A 17,018-nucleotide genomic window follows, 5' to 3' on the forward strand; every position below is an offset into this window, starting at 1 on the left:
GACTTCAATCGGATAGGTAGGACATGGCCGATAGCACGCAGATTCGAGAACATATGGAAATCCTCGGCTCCGACGGGGAGCATGTTGGAACCGTCGATCGCCTCGATGGTGCGCGTATGAAGCTGACGCGCACCGACCCGGCCGCCAGGGGCGAACACCACTTCATCCATGTGGACTCGGTGGAAAGCGTGGAAGATGGCAAGGTCCGCCTGAACCGGACCGGCGCGCAGGCGCGCGACGAATGGGGCGTGGAAAGCGTCGGTGGCACCACGGCGGGGGATGATGAGCATGGCGCCGAGCCCCGCTCGGCGAGAGTCGGCTCATGAGCCGCCTTCCGAACCATCCGCAAACCGGCATCCGCGCCGCGCTCATGGCTGCTGCGCTGCTCACCGTCTCGCCGGCCGCCTTCGCGCAAGTGCCCTCGCCCGCACAGGCTGCGCCCAAGCTCGAAAAGCTGGCCGATTTCCCCCATCAGGTGACGGGCGTGACCGTTGCCGAGGATGGCCGCGTCTTCGTCAACTTCCCACGCTGGACCGAGGATTCGCCCGTATCCGTCGCCGAACTCACCAAGGCCGGCACGCTCAAGCCCTATCCGAGCGACGAATGGAACGCGTGGCGCAACGCGCGCAAGGACAAGATGGACGCCAGCCAGCACTGGGTCTGCGTCCAGAGCGTGGTGGCCGATGGGCGCGGCCATGTCTGGGTGCTCGATGCCGCCGCGCCCGCGCAGTCGCTTCTCGTGCCGAAGGGCGCCAAGCTCGTGCGCATTGATCTCGCGACCAATCAGATCGGGCAGACCATCGCTTTCGACGAGACGGCCGCGCCGCAGGGCTCATATCTCAACGATGTTCGCTTTTCGCCGGACGGTCGCCACGCCTTCATCACCGATTCCGGTGCCAAGGGCGCGCTTCTGGTGGTGGATCTCGAAAGCGGAAAAGCCCAGCGTGTGTTGGACGGCCATCCGTCCACACAGGTCGAAAAGGGGGTTGAGGTCAAAGCCGACGGCCAAGTGCTGCGCCGTCCCGATGGGCGCGGCGTGGAGTTCTCCGCCGATGGCATCGCCCTGTCGAAGGACGGCCAGTATCTCTATTGGCAGGCGATCAAGGGCAAAACACTCTATCGCGTCGCGACTGAAAAGCTGATCGGCTCCGGTCTGAAGGGAGAGGATGTATCCGGCGCTGTGGAGCCCTTCGGCGAGAACGGTGTGGCGGACGGGCTTCTGATCGGGCGCGAGAGCGGAGCCATGTATGTGACCGCGCCGGAGGAAGATGCCGTGAAACGGCGCGACCTTTCCGCCGGCCCATCGGGCAAGCCGGAAATCCTCGTGAAGGACGAGCGGTTGCGCTGGCCCGATACGTTCAGCGAAGCGCCGGATGGCTCGGTCTATGTCACGACCTCGCGCATTCAGGACTCCGCCTTCTTCAAACCGGACGCACCGGCCAGCCTGCCAACGCAGCTTTGGCGAATCAGCTTCGGCGAGTGAGCCTGCGCAATTCGTAGAAAAGGCCGGCGCTTTGCCGGCCTTTTCGTTGCAACCCGTGCGACGGCAACAACAAGGGAAAGCCTCGCCCGACTTGCAGCCGAGGCCCGCAAACGGCATGGAGACGGCAGGAATGTTTGTCGCCGCGCCAAGTTCGCGGCCTTGAGACTGAAAAAGGCTTCATCATGAGCGCCGCAACGGACATGACGCAGACTGCGTCCGCCGTGCCGACCGGCTATGCCGCCCGTCGCACCTTCGCCATCATCTCCCACCCGGACGCCGGCAAGACGACGCTGACGGAAAAGCTGCTGCTCGCCGGCGGCGCCATCAACATGGCCGGCGCGGTCAAGGCGCGCGGCGAGAACCGCCGCGCCCGGTCCGACTGGATGGAGATCGAGCAGTCGCGCGGCATCTCCGTCACCTCTTCGGTCATGACCTTCGAGCGCGAGGGCATCACCTTCAACCTGCTCGACACGCCGGGCCACTCGGATTTCTCCGAAGACACCTATCGCACGCTGACCGCCGTCGACAGCGCCATCATGGTGGTGGACGCGGCCAAGGGCATCGAGTCCCAAACGCGCAAGCTCTTCGAGATCTGCCGCCTGCGCGACATTCCGATCATCACCTTCGTCAACAAGGTGGACCGCGAAGGCCGCAGCCCGTTCGAGGTGCTGGACGAGATCGAGGAGGCGCTGGCGCTCACCGTCTCTCCGCAGGTCTGGCCGGTCGGCATGGGAACCGACTTTCAAGGCTGCTACGACTTCGCCCATGACGAGTTCATCTACTCAAAGGCTCGCGCCAACGGCCCCTGCGACAGTCTGAAGAAGGTCGAAGGGCTGGACGACCCGGCCTTCACCTCCATGATCGCGCCTCACGTGCTGGAGCGCTTCGCGGAAGAGGCGGAACTCGCTCGCGAGGGCTATGCGAGCTTCGACGCCGACGCCTATCGCCAGGGCCATCTGACGCCCGTCGTCTTCGGCAGCGCGCTGCGCGACTTCTCGGTGGATCAGCTCTTGCGCATCGTCGCGCGCTTTGCCCCGCCGCCGCGCCCGCAGCCCTCCGACAAGGGGCCGGTCGAGCCGACCAATGACGAGGTTTCGGCCTTCGTCTTCAAGGTTCAGGCCAATATGGACCCGAACCACCGCGACCGCGTCGCCTTCGTTCGTTTCTGCTCGGGCCATTTCAAGCGCGGCATGAAGCTGAATCATGTGCGCTCGGGCAAGCCGCTGGCCGTCAACAATCCGATCTACTTCTTCGCGCAGGAGCGCGCGCTGACGGAGGAAGCCTTCGCGGGCGACGTGATCGGCATTCCCAACCATGGCACGCTGCGCGTCGGCGACACGCTGACCGAAGGGGCGGCCTTCCGCTTCACAGGCCTGCCCTCCTTCGCGCCCGAAGTCATGCGCCGCGTGCGCCTGGAAGACACGATGCGCATGAAGCAGCTGCGCCGCGCGCTGGAGGACTTGGCCGAGGAAGGCCTCGTGCAGGTCTTCAAACCGATGTTCGGCTCGAACTGGATCGTCGGCGTCGTCGGCCCGCTCCAGCTCGACGTTCTCGCCTCGCGCATTCGGGGCGAATACAAGACCGAGATCGGCTTCGAGCCCGTGCCCTATTCCACCGCGCGGTGGATTTCTTCGGCCGAGGAGCGCAAGCTCAAGGACTTCATCAAGGACAACGGCATGAGCATCGCGCTCGATCGCGACGAGCGGCCGGTCTTCCTGCCCAAGAGCGATTGGGAACTCCGCTACGCCCGCGAGCGCAACCCGGACATCTCCTTCGACGAGACACGCGAGCTGGTTTCGGTCTGACGTCGATGAAGCCGGCGGGCGCGATCGGTGCCCTCCGGCCCTTTTCGCGAGTTCCCCCTGTCGGAGCCGTCGGCCCGTGAGACGATGGCCTGGGCGGAAATCGCCTCGCGGCGATGGCGTGGGCGGCAAACGCCTGACGGCGACTGCCGGAGGTGACGCACCGTTTCCTCGGGGTGAGGTTGACCGTTCCCCTTCGCGCCGCAACATTGCGCCCAACTCGCATCGCAAGGGAGACTCAGCATGAAAAAGGTCGCCGTTCTCGTCGGCTCGCTCCGCAAGGATTCCATCAACCGCAAATTCGCCCAGTCGCTGGGCAAGCTCGCGGAAGGCCGGCTGGAATTTCACTTCGTCGAACTCGGAGACGTGCCGATGTACAATGACGATCTCCTGGCGGACATGCCCGCGCCCGTCGCCCGCCTGAAAAGCGAGATCGCCTCGGCCGACGCGGTGCTCTTCGTCTCGCCCGAATATAACCGCTCCTTCCCCGCCGTCCTGAAGAACGCCATCGACTGGGGTACCCGCCCCTATGGCCAGAACGTCTTCGCGGCCAAGCCCGGCGGTCTCGTCGGCACCTCGCCGGGCGCGGGCGGCGCTGGCATCGGCCAGAACCACCTGAAGAGCGTGCTCAACGTCGTGGACATCGTGCTCATGGGCCAGCCGGAAGTCTATTTCCACTACAAGCCGGAGCTTTTCGCCGAGGATGGCTCGGTGACGGACGAGGCGACCAAGGCCTTCCTTCAGCGCTATGTCGACCGTTTCGTGCAGTGGATCGAGCGCACGTCGGAGCCCAAGGTCAACGCCCAGCCCGACGCGGCCTGAGCCTCAGGGCAGATCGCGCATCGCGATCCTGACGATCCCGCGCGCGTCCATCTCAGCTCGGGCGCGCGCGAGCGAACCATCGAGATCGATGCCGCGGCAGGCATCCTCGACCACCACGACCTCCAGCCCTGCTTCGCGTGCGTCAAACGCCGTCCAGGCGACGCAGAAATCCGTGGCGAGGCCGCAGAGAAACACGCGGTCGACGCCAAGATCGCCGACATATCCGGCCAGCCCCGTGGGGCTCACGCGATCCGCCTCGCGAAATCCCGAATAGCTGTCGACGGCAGGGTTCAGGCCCTTGCGGATCACCGCCCGCGCGTGGGGAATGTCGAGGCCGTGGTGGAACTCCGCCCCGTTCGTCCCCTGAATGCAATGATCGGGCCAGAGAACCTGCGTGCCATAGGACAGTTCTACCGTCTCGAACGGCGTCTTGCCATGGGTCGAGGCGAAGGAGGCGTGGCCGGCTGGGTGCCAGTCCTGCGTCAGGATCACATGCCGGAAGCGCCGGCCCAGCGCATTGGCAAGCGGCACGACGGCATCGCCCTCAGTCACGGCCAGCGCGCCGCCCGGGCAGAAATCGTTCTGCACATCCACCACCACCAACGCGTCGCGGTCACTCGGGGTCAGGTCCATGGATTCGCCCTTCTGAAAGACCCGCTCACGCTAAGCGGGAGACCCCTCTCCTGCCAAGCACCTGCTGCGGCGCAGCGGGAACGAAGCGAAGCCTTCGCGGGTTCGACCTCCATGAGTTCCGAGTGGAGGACACGGCGATGAAATGGACCCTCGTCATGGCATCGATCAGCCTGATGGCGGGCCTGTCCGCCGCCTCGGCCCAAAGCGATCTTGATGCCCTTCGCTGGAAGAACCGCATCCTTATCCTCTTCGCGCCGGAGACGAACGACCCCGCGCTCACCCAGCAGAAGCAGCGCCTCCTGTCGGATCGCGAAGCCCTGTCGGAGCGCGACCTCGTGGTGCTGAGCGTCGCGGGCGAGCGGGTCGAGGCTCTGTACGGAGACCCGAAGGCGCAGCACAGCGCGGCCGCGCTGCGCCGCCATTTCGGCTTGGGGGCCAAGCCAGATTTCGAAGCCATCCTGATCGGCAAGGATGGCGGCGTGAAATGGCGCAGCGACGCGCCGTTCGAGCCCAAGGCCATGAACGCCGTCATCGACGCCATGCCGATGCGGCGCTCGCAGCGCTGACCTTTCGATGCGGAAGGCTTAGGTCTTTCGCTTTTTCTTCTCGTCCTTCACCATGCGCTCATATTGCTCGACGAGCTTCGGGTCGGCAGGCTTGGGCGAGAGGTCGACGCCGGCCGACAGGCGGTCGGCGATCATGCCCAGCGCCTCGATGCGCGCATGGCGCTTGTCATTGGCGGGCACCACGAGCCAGGGCGCGCAATGGCTGGAGGTTCGCTCCAGCATTTCGTTCGCGGCGTCCTCGTATTCCGACCATTTGTCGCGGTTGCGAAAATCCTCGTAGGAGAGCTTCCAGCGTTTCAGCGGATCGTTCATCCTATCCTCGAACCGTCTCATCTGCTCCTCGGCATCAATGAACAGGAAAATCTTGACGATGCGCGTTCCCGCGTCGGTCAGGAGGCGCTCGAACTCGTTGATTTCCCCATAGGCGCGCCCCCATTCCGCCGGCTTGGCGAAGCCCTCAACTCGTTCCACCAGAACGCGGCCGTACCAGGAGCGGTCGAAGACGCAGATTTCTCCCGTAGCCGGAAGCCTCGCCCAGAAGCGCGAGAGATAATGATGCTGCAGGTCCTGCGGCGTCGGCGCGGCAATGGGCCAGACCTTGAAGCCGCGCGGGTCCATCACGGCCGACATGCGCCGGATCGCGCCGCCCTTGCCGGCCGCGTCCCATCCCTCGAACACCACCACGGCGCTATCGCCCGTGTGGAGATAGGCCTGCTGGATTTCCTGAAATTTCAGCTGAATGGCCTTGAGGCGGTCCTCGTAGAACGCCTTGTCGAGCTTGGCTCCCACGTCGAGCCTGTCGAGCGGCCGGTGGCCTGCATGGGTCGTGTCCTCGTGATGCGCCATGGAAAACTCGTCTCCTGTCTCGAACGTCCCGCCATAGCTATCGGCCGGGCCTCGACCGACCAGTGGCGACACCTCAAAGAGCGCAAGCCGCTGCTCGAACCATAGCCAACCATAGGTTTGGATCGTTGCGGCCGATCGCACGTTTCTCATGCAAGCCCGATCTTGGGCGAGGCTTCGAAAGACCCCATGCTGCAATCCGTGACGATCGAAACGCAGGCCTCGAATGTCGATGCGCTGGTGCCGCTTCACCCCTTGGGCGCGACCGCGAGTCTCATTCGCGAGCGAGTGGCAGAAGCGAAGGGCCGCCCGATCGTCTATGTCGCGCAGACGGTCCGCCGTGCGAAAGAGCTGATGGCCATTCTCGCCGGCTTCGACCCGGACCGCTCGCTGGCGTTCTTTCCGCCATGGGACTGCCTGCCCTATGACGGGAGCTCACCGTCCCGCTCGGTCATGGGGCAGCGCATGGGCGTCTTGCGCTGGCTGACCAACCCGGACAACAAGCCCGAGATCGTGCTAACCACCGCCGAGGCTCTTCTGCGCCGTGTGCCCCCGGCCTCCATCTGGAATGGGCTGCATCGCGAGTTTCGCGTCGGCGACCGGATCGAAATCGGCGAGGTCGAATCCTATCTGCGCGGTGTCGGCTATGTCTTCGACGACCGGGTGGACGAGCCGGGCGAGGCCGCGATCCGGGGCCGGGTCATCGACTTCTTCCCCGCCGCCGCGCCTCTGCCTTGCCGCATCGAGCATGAAGACGGGATCGTCAGCGCGATCCGCTCCTATGATCCGGTCACACAGAGAACGCTGGGCTCCAGCGAGATGTTGATCGTCGATCCCGCGAGCGAGGTTCCCGGTATGGCCCCTGCGCCCTCCGGCGAAAGCGTCGGCCGAGAGCACTGGCTCTGCCAGCATTACGAAACGGGGCTCGCCACGCTGTTCGACTATGTGGACGAGGCCAGCGTTCTTCTGGAAGACGGGGTGGAGCTTCGCGTCGGCTCGTTCTTCGAAACAGTCGCCAATGGTTTCGAGGAAGCCGGTGCCGGCCGAGGCAAGCGCCGCGCGCCCAAGCCGGAGCGCATGTTCCTCCAGCGTGAGGAATGGGAGACGCTTGTCGGCACGCGTCTTCTGGCGACGATCCATGATGGCAAGGAGTCCTTCGAGCTGCCGCGTTTCGCCGAGATGGACGCGCCCTGGCGTGCTTTGGCCGACTATCTCGGCAGCCAAAGCAAGAACATGACCGTCATTCTCGCCGCGCCCGATCAGGGGCTTCTGAAGGAATGGTCACGTCGCTTCCGCCGCAATCTCGGCCGCAGCCTCGAACTCGACGCGGATTGGGCGACAGCGCTCGCGTCCAAGAAGAAAGACGCAGGCTTCGGACTGGTTCTTCCCGTCGCGCATGGGTTCAGGGTGCCGGGCCACAAGGCCGTCGTCGTCACCGTGCAGGATCTCGGCGGCTCGTCGGCGGTCTCGCGGCGCGCGGACTCGGCCTCTTCGCTTCTGGCACCGGCCGATGCCACCTTCTCGCTCGGCGACGCGCTGGTCCATCTCGACCACGGCATCGGCCTTCTGGAAGGGCTGACGGAGGTCGAGCAGGACGGCACCAAACGGGACGCGGTTCGCCTGCGCTATGCCGACAATGCCACGCTGCTCGTGCCGGTACGCGAGATCGGTGCGCTCTGGCGTTATGGCGGCCAAGGCACAGGCGTGACACTCGACCGCCTCAAGGGCGGCAACTGGATCGAGCGACGCAATCGCCTGCTTCAGGACGTGCATCGGACGGCCGAGGGGCTGGTCGAGATGGCGCGTGCCAAGGCCAAGCGCCGCACCAAGGCCCTGCGGCCCGACCGGCGCGATTTCGAGCGCTTCTGCGGCCGCTTCCCGCATGAACTGTCGAACGATCAGGCAGCGGCGGTGGATGCCGTGCTGGAGGATCTCGCGAGCGGAAAGCCTATGGATCGCCTCGTTTGCGGCGATGTCGGCTTCGGCAAGACGGAGGTCGCCCTCCGGGCGGCAGCGGCCGTCGCCTTCAGCGGCCGTCAGGTGGCCATCGTCGCACCGACAACCGTTCTTGCGCAGCAGCACATGCGCACGGTCCAACGCCGGTTTGCGGGCTTCGGCATCGAAGTCGCCCACCTCTCGCGGCTTTCGACCCCCGCCGAAGCCCGCCGCGTCAAGGCGGGGCTGGCGGACGGTTCGATCCGTATCGTGGTCGGCACCCATGCCGTCGGTGGCAAGGGCGTCGGCTTCGCCGATCTTGGCCTGATGGTGATCGACGAGGAGCAGCGCTTCGGCGCCAAGCAGAAGGAAACCCTGCGCTCCCTCGGAAAGGACGCTCATCTTCTGACGCTGACGGCAACGCCCATTCCGCGGACTTTGCAGGCGAGCTTCGTCGGGTTGAACGATCTCAGCATCGTCGCGACGCCGCCGGTTCTGCGCCAGCCTATCCAAACGGTTCTGGCGTCGTTCGAGGATGACCGCGTGCGCGAAGCCTTGGAGCGCGAGACCAGACGTGGTGGCCAGAGCTTTGTCGTTTGCCCGCGTGTCGAGGATATCGAGCCCATGCGCGAGCGCCTGACGCGGATCGTGCCCGATCTCGCCTTGGCCGTGGTTCACGGCAAGCTGCCGGCCGAGGAGGTGGACGACACGATGCTGCGCTTCACCGAAGGGCATGGCGACGTTCTCCTCGCGACCAACATCATCGAGAGCGGATTGGACGTGCCGGCCGCCAACACGATGATCGTCTGGCACCCGGATCGCTTCGGCCTGTCGCAACTGCACCAGCTTCGCGGGCGCGTGGGACGCGGCACACGGCGGGGCGTCGCCTATCTCCTGACCGAGCCCGGTCGGTCGCTGACGCCAGAGACCGAGCGCCGCCTTCGCACTCTGGAAGCGCTGAACCGCCTCGGCGCGGGCTTCGAAATCAGCGCGCGCGATCTCGACATGCGCGGCGCGGGCGAGCTTCTGGGCGAGGAGCAGGCGGGCCATCTCCAGCTCGTCGGCCTCGCGCTCTATCGGCATGTGCTCGGCCGCGCGTTGACCGTCGCGAATGGCGGCGCGGTTCTGGACGAATGGCGGCCCGACGTGGCGCTGGGCGTCGCTGGACGCATCCCGGCCGAGTACGTGCCCGACGAGGAAACCCGTCTCAATCTTTATGCCGAGATCGACCGGGCGCATGACCGCGCCGGTCTCGACGAACTCGCCGCCGACATCGAAGATCGTTTCGGCAAGCCGCCCGCTGCCACGCGTACGCTTCTGAAACTGGCGGAAGTGCGGGTCCGTTGCGCCGAACTCGGCATCCAGAAAATGGCGGCCGGTCCGAAAGGCATCGCGGCCACGTTCCGAACAAAGGACGACGCCAAGCTCGCAGCGGCAGCCAAACTCCCCAAGGATTGGAAGTGGACCGATATGAAGCTCGTGTATCCCATCGCGACGCAAACCGTCGCCGAGAGATTCGAGGCGGCGACCCATCTTCTGGACAGGGTGGACCCGGCCGAAGAATGAGCGCGCGGGTCTCGGCCGATTTCGTCCGGCCTCACGCGATCCCGGACGAGGTGGAGCATGTCTTCGCGATCGGAGACGTGCATGGGCGTGTGGACGAGCTTGCGGCGCTCCTCACCCGATTCGAGCAGAGCACGGGTGCGACGCGGCGCAGCGCGCTCGTCTTTTTGGGCGACGTCGTGGATCGTGGCCCGTCGAGCCGCGAGGTCGTGGCGCTGGTGGATCAGGCCCTGTCGCGCTGGCCGGACAGCGTGTTCTGCCTCGGCAATCACGATGACTGGTTTCATCGCTTCCTTCTGGCCGATCTCGATTTCGAGGAGGAAGTCGATCTCTGGCTGATGCAGGGCGGGGAGGAGACGCTGCGCTCCTTCGGGGCCGACCCGCTGCGGCCGCGCGAGGCGCGAGAGAGCGTCCTGCGCGAGCACCCCGTCTGCATCGACCTGCTCGGCCGCGCCGTTCTCCTCGCCACGTGGAAGGGGTTCGTCTTCGTCCACGCCGGCATCGACCCGGCTGCGTCGCTGGAACGCCAGACGCGCCGCACTTGCCTCTGGACTCGCGCGCCGTTTCTAGGCCATCGCGCTCCTCTGCCCGGCCTCGTCGTCCACGGGCACACGCCGCAGGTTCCCGCCCGCCCTCACGTGACCGAAAACCGCATCTCGCTCGACACCGGTGCTTTCTTCAGCGGTACGTTGACGGCGCTGGAAATCGACGGCGCACGATCGGAAATCCGCTTCTGGCAATCCCGGCATGGCGGGAAAGCCCAACGTGTCGACCCGGTCGTGCTGGAGCGCGGATACGACCTGCCGTTTCGGCCCGATGCGTTGCAGCCGGGTGTGTTCACCCTCGCATTCCAAAGCCTCTCCGATAAGGGCTGAGCGATCTTTCTATGCCCCGCGGATGCGCCGCGACTGGGCGCTCATAGCAGGGCACAAAAAAGGGCGGCCGAGGCCGCCCAGTTTGGCTGGAGTATCGAGCCATGAAAGAACCCGATGCCTGTTAAGTGGTTAAGTCAGGAGAAGGTTGCCATAACCCTTACGAATGTTTCACGAGACATGTTCTCCCCATTTTCACACCGCGTCGCAACCAAGGACAAGGCGTGACGTTATGGCAGCGCTGACGGGCGCGGTCCGTCAGGCGTGTTTTTGACTGGCGATCGCCTTCTGCGATCGAGTCCAGCGAAGTTGAGGAGAACCCCATGTTCCGCGACAAGCCTTCGGCCTACGAGCGCGTGACGGATGCCCTGAGCGACATCGCAGATCGAATCGGAGAACTCGAAACCCAGGTCGCGGACCGCCTTCACCTGCGCCCCTCGCGCGCCGAGCGCATTCGCCGCGCGGTGGAGCATGAGGTCGGGCGCCTCTACGGCGATCATGGTGCGTCGCGTTATCTGCCGTCTTTTCTCAGTGGCTGGTCGCTCCCCTCCTCCAGCGATGCCAAGGCCGGCTTCTACAAGGCCAAGCGCTCGATCGAGGACGGCACGGCGGATGCCCGCAGCCGCTTGTCGGACAGCGCGTCCGATGCTCGCGATCACCTGTCCTCCTTCTCGCTTCCCTCGCTCTTCAGCCAGCGCGCCAGCTTCCATGGCGGTCGCGGCTATCAGCGCGGCGTCGATTTCTTTCGCGAGCGTCCGAACACGTCGGCGGTGGTGGTCGCCGGTGGCGCGATCCTCGCGCTCGGCGCGGCCGTCTACGTCACCAAAAAGATCGCCGATCATGCCGAAGAGCCCGACTATGAGGTCGTGCGCCGGGACGGCGATGTCGAAGTGCGCGACTATGACGCCATGATCGTCGCCGAAACGGTGAAGACCGGCTATCACGAGAAGGCCCGCCGTCGCGGCTTCGAGACGCTCTACGATTTCATCTCGGCCAACAATCGCTCGGGCAAGAAGATCGCGATGACCGTGCCCGTGCTTCAGCAGCTGTCGGATAGCGAAGGGCGCACCAAGGGCTGGGCCGTGCGCTTCATCATGCCGAAGAAATACACCAAGGCGAGCCTGCCGACGCCGAACTCGCATGATGTCGCGATCAAGGAAGTCGATGCCAAGCGCATCGTCGCGATCCGTTTCAGCGGCAATTTCACGGCGTCCACCGCATCCAAGAAGCTGATGACGCTGTACAATTATCTGGCGGACGAGAACCTGAAGCAGAAGGGCGACCCGATCTACGCGTTCTACAACGCGCCGTGGACGCCGGGCTTCATGCGCCGCAACGAAATCCTGATCGAAGTCGAACGCTGATCCGATCAGCGGTCCTGAACGTCTCGAAGGCGCGAGCGGAACACCCCGCCCGCGCCTTTCGCTTGAATGCGTCTCGCGTCACCCGAGCGTTCATCCGGGCTGTTGCATCGCCCCGGCTTCGGGCCGTACCAAAGTGGCATGACCCATGCCGACTCCCCACTCCCTGAATCCCTGAGCATAGACGCTGACGGACGCGCCTTTCATCTCGATCCGCGCGATCCCACCTTTTTCGCCGATCCCTATCCGGCCTATGCGGCGCTTTACGCCCAAGCGCCGGTGGCCTTCTGGCACGAGGCCGGTTGTCTCGCGGTCGCCTCGCATCCTCTGGTCGAGCGCATTCTGAAGTCGCGCGATTTTGGACGCGTCCTGTCGCAGGACGGCAGTGGGCGGCCGGTGCGCGGCGAAATCCCAGAGCATCTCGCGCATTTCTACGAGCTCGAGAACCATTCGCTGCTCGACCTGGAAGCCCCGGCCCATACACGGCTGCGCGCGCTCCTGACCCGCGCCTTCGTGTCGCGACGAATCGAAGCGCTCGCGCCCGAGATCACCTCCATCGTCGAAGACCTGATCGATCGCTTCGATCCCTCCTCGCCGGTCGAAATCGTCTCGGCCTTTGCCGAACCGCTACCGGTTGCCGTCATCGCTGGGTTGATCGGCGTGCCGCGCGAGGATGCGGGCCATCTCCTGCGCTGGTCGCACGCGATGGTCGCCATGTATCAGATGGGCCGCACGCCTGAGATCGAGCATCGGGCGAACGCAGCCGCGCGCGAGTTCCGCGACTATCTCCTTCGGGTGATCGGCGAAAAGCGCCGCAAGCCGACGGACGATCTCCTGTCCGGGCTGATCGAGGCCGAGACGGATAGCGGCAAGCTGACGGAAGAGGAACTCGTCTCGCTCGTCGTCCTGCTTCTCAACGCCGGCCATGAGGCGACGGTGCATCAGATCGGCAATGCGCTGGCGGCGCTCGCGCGGCAACATGTGCCGCTTGCCCCGCTGGGCGAAGACGATACGCTTCTGGAACGCACGGTGGAGGAAGCGCTGCGCTTCGATACGCCGCTTCATCTCTTCCGCCGCTTTGCCCTGCGCGATGTCGAAATCGGAGATCGGGGCCTGAAGCGGGGCGAGGAAGTCGCGCTGCTTCTGGCGGCGGCCAATCACGATCCGGCGGTGTTTCCCGAGCCCGGACGTTTCGATGCCGGACGCGCGCGCATTCCGCATGTCTCCTTCGGGGCGGGCGTCCATTTCTGCATCGGCGCTCCGCTCGCCCGACTGGAACTCAAGATCGCCTTCCGGGGCTTGGCCCGACGCTATCCGAAGATTGCTCCCGCCTCGCCGCCGCGCTTTCGCGACAGCTATCACTTTCGCGGCGTCGAGCGGCTCGACGTCACGCTCTGAGCTCCGTCGTCAGAGCCGGATCACATAGCGTTTGCGCGTCGTCTCTTCGACGCGCCAGCGCCCCTTGAAGCCTGGGCGCAGAACAAAGGCGTCCCCTGCCGTCACGCGGCGCTCCGCCCCGCCCTCCTCGATCAGCACGGAGGCGCCTGACAAGATTTCGCAATATTCCCATTCGATATATTCGACCCGCCATTCGCCGGGCGTGGATTCCCAAATCCCGGCATAGAGTCCATCGGCCTTCTCGAGATTCCAGGTTCGATGGATGGGATCGCCCATTGTGACCTTCTCGGCAGCAGGACGGCTTTCCTCGGGGGTGATCCCTTCGGGATCGAGGGCGAGAAAGCTTGTCATGGGGAACTCCTTGGGCGTCAGCTTGTATCAGTCTGGTTGACATGCGGCAGGACCGGGGGCGGTTCGAGGCGATTAAAGCGCCTGCACAAGTGCGGTATCAAGAGGCCTATTTTTGGGTATTTTAATACCGTATTTATAAGTTATTGTTTTCGTTATCCTTATAAAGGCTGCGCGACGGCTCCGTCCTTTCGGACGCCCTTGCCAATCGTCTACGCCTTCGTTATGGAACCGTCATCAAGAGCGGCGCGAGCCGCCCTTTTCGTATGGCCGGGATTGGTTTCGCGGCTGACGCGCGACTGACCCAAAGGGTATTTTCATGAAGACCTTCTCGCAGAAGTCCGAGACGGTGGTGAAGAAGTGGATCGTCATCGACGCCGAAGGGCTCGTTGTCGGCCGTCTCGCCTCCCTCGTGGCGCTTCGCCTCCGCGGCAAGCATAAGCCTTCCTTCACGCCCCATGTCGATGATGGCGACAACGTCATCATCGTGAACGCCGACAAGGTCGTGTTCACGGGTAAGAAGTACGAGGACAAGACGTACTACTGGCACACCGGTTATGCCGGCGGCATCAAGGAGCGCAAGGCTCGCCAGATCCTCGAAGGCCGCTTCCCCGAGCGCGTGCTCGAGAAGGCCGTCGAGCGCATGCTGCCGCGCGGCCCGCTCGGCCGTCGCCAGCTCAAGAACCTGCGCGTCTATGCCGGTGCCGCGCACCCGCATGAAGCCCAGTCGCCCGAGACGCTCGACGTCAAGGTGCTGAACTCCAAGAACTCGAGGGCTGCATAATGGCCGACCTGAACTCGCTGCAGGGCCTCGCCGGCGCTGGCGTCACGGAAGCGGCTGCTCCCGTTCACGTCCAGAAGCTCGACTCGAACGGTCGCGCCTACGCCACCGGCAAGCGCAAGGACGCGGTCGCTCGCGTCTGGGTCAAGCCCGGCTCGGGCAAGATCACCGTCAACGAGAAGGACTTCGCGGACTATTTCGCGCGTCCGGTTCTCCAGATGGTGCTCCGTCAGCCGATCGTCGCCGCTTCGCGCGACGGCCAGTTCGACATCATCGTGACGGTTGCCGGCGGCGGCCTCTCCGGCCAGGCCGGTGCGGTTCGTCACGGCATTTCGCGCGCCCTCACCTACTATGAGCCGGGCCTGCGCTCGATCCTCAAGAAGGGCGGCTTCCTGACCCGCGACTCGCGTACCGTCGAGCGTAAGAAGTACGGCAAGGCCAAGGCCCGCCGCTCCTTCCAGTTCTCGAAGCGCTAATCGCTTCTCGCAAGCGCCAAGCTTCATCGAAGCGCAACGCTTCACCGAAGCGCCAAGCTTCGAACGGACCAACGGGAAAGGGCTTCGGGAAACCGGAGCCCTTTTTCTTTGCGAGCGGCACAGCCGTCTTTGACTTCAAGCTGTCGCCCTCTTGGCCTATGTCTGGCGGCAATTCGAAACGGGGTTCCCATGGCCAGCAAGTCGATCGACCATGCCTTTACCGCCGCCGGCCCGCTGGGCGCGGCCAGCGACCCGACCTATGCCGGCGCGCTCTCCTTCATGCGGCGGCGCTTTTCCAAGGACGTGGCGGGCTCGGATGTGGCGGTCTGGGGAATTCCCTTCGATTCGGCCGTGTCGAACCGGCCGGGCGCGCGCTTCGGACCGCAGGCTTTGCGGCGGGCTTCGGCCATTTTCGACAACGACCCGCAATATCCCTTTCAGCAGGATTTTTTCGAAACGCTGGATGTCGTGGACTACGGCGATTGTCTTCTCGACTACCGCCTGCCCGAGCGCGCCCATCTGGCGATGCGCGAACAGGCGGCCGCGCTTCTGGAGAAGACCGGCTTTCTCCTGACCTTGGGCGGCGATCATTCGATCACCTTCCCGCTGCTTCAAGCCCATGCCGCCAAGCACGGGCCGGTCAGCCTCGTGCATTTCGACGCGCATCAGGACACATGGGAACTGGCCACCGACACCCATGGCCGGCCGCGCGTCGATCATGGCTCCTTCGTCTCGGCCGCGCTGCGCGAAGGGCTGATCGATCCGACCACCTCGATCCAGATCGGCATCCGCACCCACGCGCCCGAGACCGGCGGCATCGACATTCTCTATGGCCACGAGTTGGAGGACCTGTCGTCCTCCGCGATCGCGCAGCGCATCATCGAGAAGACGGCGGGCGGGAACTGCTACCTGACCTTCGACATCGACTGCATCGACGTCGCCTTCGCGCCCGGCACGGGAACACCCGTCGCGGGCGGACCATCGAGCGCCAAGATGCTAGCCGTACTGCACAAGCTGGGTGCGCTCAATCTTATCGGCGCCGATGTGGTGGAAGTCTCGCCGCCCTATGATCACGCCGACATGACAGCCATCGCAGGCTCGACGGTTGCCATGTATCTGGTCGGCCTTCTCGCCGCGCGAAAAGCCGGCCGCTGAGCCTCCTCATCCCTTCCCGCCTTCCCTCAGACAGGTCACGACGCTCATGAAACCGCGCATTTTCATCGACGGCGAACACGGAACCACCGGCCTCCAGATCCGCGTCCGCATGGCCGACCGGAGCGACGTGGAGCTTCTGTCGATTCCCGAAGCCGAGCGGCGCAACGCTTCGCTGCGCGAGGAGCTTCTGAAAGCCGCCGACATCGCCATCCTCTGTCTGCCGGACGATGCGGCGCGCGAGGCCGTGGCCCTCATCGGCCCCGATGCCTCGACCCGTGTCATCGACACGTCGACCGCGCACCGGGTCGATCCGAACTGGGCCTATGGGTTTGCGGAACTCGCCAAGGGCCAAGGCGAGGCTATCGCCAAGGCACGGCTCGTCGCCAATCCCGGCTGCTACCCGACGGGTGCCATCGCGCTCCTGCGCCCGCTCCGCGATGCCGGCCTCCTGGCTGAGACTCAGCCGGTGACCGTCAACGCCGTGTCGGGCTATACGGGCGGCGGCAAGCAGATGATCGCGCAGATGGAGGATGCCACCCGCGACGATCACATCGACGCGCCGCACTTCCTCTATGGGCTCGACCTCGCCCACAAGCACCTGCCGGAAATGCGCGTCTTTGGAAAGCTCGACCGCGATCCGATCTTCGCGCCCTCGGTCGGCCGCTTCGCGCAAGGCATGATCGTTCAGGTGCCGTTCCACGCCGAGGCTGTGAACGGCGCCAGCGCGGAGCGCCTGCGCGAGGCGCTGGCCGATCACTATGCCGGCCAGTCGATCGTGGACGTGGCGAGCGCTGGGGAAACGGCGGGGCTGAAGCGCATCGACCCGACCGAACTCGCCGGCACGGATCGCATGAAGCTCTTCGTCTTCGGCTCGAAGGACGGCGCGCGCTTCAATCTCGTCGCCCTTCTCGACAATCTCGGCAAGGGTGCGTCAGGCGCGGCCGTCCAGAACATGGACCTGATGCTGCAGGGCTGACCCG

At 65.0% G+C, this 17,018-nt stretch carries 16 protein-coding genes; 13 read left to right on the top strand and 3 right to left on the bottom strand.

What is annotated here, in order from left to right; translation table 11 throughout:
• The first annotated feature begins 23 nt into the window (after nucleotides 1-23).
• The 4 genes from AUL28_RS03465 (at nucleotide 24) to AUL28_RS03480 (ending at nucleotide 4,107) form a co-directional block, all read left to right on the top strand.
• Nucleotides 24-326 (top strand): DUF2171 domain-containing protein, encoded by a 303-nt coding sequence (locus AUL28_RS03465; RefSeq protein WP_082640225.1) that lies wholly within the window; start codon nucleotides 24-26, stop codon nucleotides 324-326.
• Complete coding sequence (locus tag AUL28_RS03470) at nucleotides 323-1,483, top strand: SMP-30/gluconolactonase/LRE family protein (RefSeq protein ID WP_062230680.1); 1,161 nt, start codon at nucleotides 323-325, stop codon at nucleotides 1,481-1,483. Before AUL28_RS03465 ends, AUL28_RS03470 begins: the two co-directional genes overlap by 4 nt.
• A gap of 182 nt (nucleotides 1,484-1,665) precedes the next feature.
• Nucleotides 1,666-3,288: a peptide chain release factor 3 gene (locus AUL28_RS03475; RefSeq protein WP_082640226.1), complete on the top strand. Its 1,623-nt coding sequence runs from the start codon at nucleotides 1,666-1,668 to the stop codon at nucleotides 3,286-3,288.
• A 240-nt stretch (nucleotides 3,289-3,528) separates the two neighbouring features.
• Nucleotides 3,529-4,107: an NADPH-dependent FMN reductase gene (locus tag AUL28_RS03480; RefSeq protein ID WP_062230681.1), complete on the top strand. Its 579-nt coding sequence runs from the start codon at nucleotides 3,529-3,531 to the stop codon at nucleotides 4,105-4,107.
• Between the two features lie 3 nt (nucleotides 4,108-4,110).
• Here the strand turns inward: AUL28_RS03480 and pncA are convergent, their stop codons facing one another.
• Nucleotides 4,111-4,740, bottom strand: a complete 630-nt coding sequence (pncA, locus tag AUL28_RS03485) for a bifunctional nicotinamidase/pyrazinamidase (RefSeq protein ID WP_062216685.1) — start codon at nucleotides 4,738-4,740, stop codon at nucleotides 4,111-4,113.
• Between the two features lie 137 nt (nucleotides 4,741-4,877).
• On the opposite strand from pncA, the gene AUL28_RS03490 reads away from it, so the two are divergent.
• The gene (locus AUL28_RS03490; RefSeq protein ID WP_058598950.1) at nucleotides 4,878-5,306 is read left to right on the top strand and encodes a DUF4174 domain-containing protein; all 429 of its coding nucleotides are present in this window, start codon (nucleotides 4,878-4,880) and stop codon (nucleotides 5,304-5,306) included.
• 18 nt (nucleotides 5,307-5,324) lie between these two features.
• Here the strand turns inward: AUL28_RS03490 and AUL28_RS03495 are convergent, their stop codons facing one another.
• Nucleotides 5,325-6,302: a polyphosphate kinase 2 family protein gene (locus tag AUL28_RS03495; RefSeq protein ID WP_244493403.1), complete on the bottom strand. Its 978-nt coding sequence runs from the start codon at nucleotides 6,300-6,302 to the stop codon at nucleotides 5,325-5,327.
• A gap of 36 nt (nucleotides 6,303-6,338) precedes the next feature.
• Here AUL28_RS03495 and AUL28_RS03500 point away from each other — a divergent pair, with 36 nt between their 5' ends.
• From AUL28_RS03500 to AUL28_RS03515, 4 genes are all read left to right on the top strand, one after another.
• Complete coding sequence (locus tag AUL28_RS03500) at nucleotides 6,339-9,650, top strand: transcription-repair coupling factor (protein ID WP_062230682.1); 3,312 nt, start codon at nucleotides 6,339-6,341, stop codon at nucleotides 9,648-9,650.
• Nucleotides 9,647-10,522: a metallophosphoesterase family protein gene (locus tag AUL28_RS03505; protein ID WP_062230683.1), complete on the top strand. Its 876-nt coding sequence runs from the start codon at nucleotides 9,647-9,649 to the stop codon at nucleotides 10,520-10,522. Before AUL28_RS03500 ends, AUL28_RS03505 begins: the two co-directional genes overlap by 4 nt.
• A gap of 320 nt (nucleotides 10,523-10,842) precedes the next feature.
• On the top strand, nucleotides 10,843-11,883 hold the full coding sequence (locus AUL28_RS03510; RefSeq protein WP_062230684.1) for an SOUL family heme-binding protein: 1,041 nt from the start codon (nucleotides 10,843-10,845) through the stop codon (nucleotides 11,881-11,883).
• A gap of 138 nt (nucleotides 11,884-12,021) precedes the next feature.
• Nucleotides 12,022-13,278 (top strand): cytochrome P450, encoded by a 1,257-nt coding sequence (locus tag AUL28_RS03515; protein WP_082640227.1) that lies wholly within the window; start codon nucleotides 12,022-12,024, stop codon nucleotides 13,276-13,278.
• Nucleotides 13,279-13,287: 9 nt separating this feature from the next.
• Here AUL28_RS03515 and AUL28_RS03520 read toward each other — a convergent pair whose 3' ends face one another.
• Entirely contained in the window at nucleotides 13,288-13,629 is a 342-nt protein-coding gene (locus tag AUL28_RS03520; protein WP_062230685.1) for a cupin domain-containing protein, read from the bottom strand.
• 316 nt (nucleotides 13,630-13,945) lie between these two features.
• On the opposite strand from AUL28_RS03520, the gene rplM reads away from it, so the two are divergent.
• The 4 genes from rplM to argC all read left to right on the top strand — a co-directional run bounded on the left by rplM (nucleotide 13,946) and on the right by argC (nucleotide 17,014).
• A complete protein-coding gene (rplM, locus tag AUL28_RS03525; RefSeq protein ID WP_058598956.1) occupies nucleotides 13,946-14,410 on the top strand; it encodes a 50S ribosomal protein L13 in 465 nt (154 codons plus the stop codon).
• Entirely contained in the window at nucleotides 14,410-14,883 is a 474-nt protein-coding gene (gene rpsI, locus AUL28_RS03530; RefSeq protein WP_058598957.1) for a 30S ribosomal protein S9, read from the top strand. The genes rplM and rpsI overlap by 1 nt, the downstream gene beginning before the upstream one ends.
• A 189-nt stretch (nucleotides 14,884-15,072) precedes the next feature.
• Nucleotides 15,073-16,038, top strand: a complete 966-nt coding sequence (gene speB, locus AUL28_RS03535) for an agmatinase (protein ID WP_062230686.1) — start codon at nucleotides 15,073-15,075, stop codon at nucleotides 16,036-16,038.
• A gap of 46 nt (nucleotides 16,039-16,084) precedes the next feature.
• Nucleotides 16,085-17,014, top strand: a complete 930-nt coding sequence (gene argC, locus AUL28_RS03540) for an N-acetyl-gamma-glutamyl-phosphate reductase (RefSeq protein WP_062230687.1) — start codon at nucleotides 16,085-16,087, stop codon at nucleotides 17,012-17,014.
• The last annotated feature ends 4 nt before the right edge of the window (nucleotides 17,015-17,018 follow it).

This window comes from Aureimonas sp. N4 (assembly GCF_001463925.1).
In the GTDB taxonomy this organism is placed as follows: Bacteria; Pseudomonadota; Alphaproteobacteria; order Rhizobiales; family Rhizobiaceae; genus Aureimonas; species Aureimonas ureilytica_A.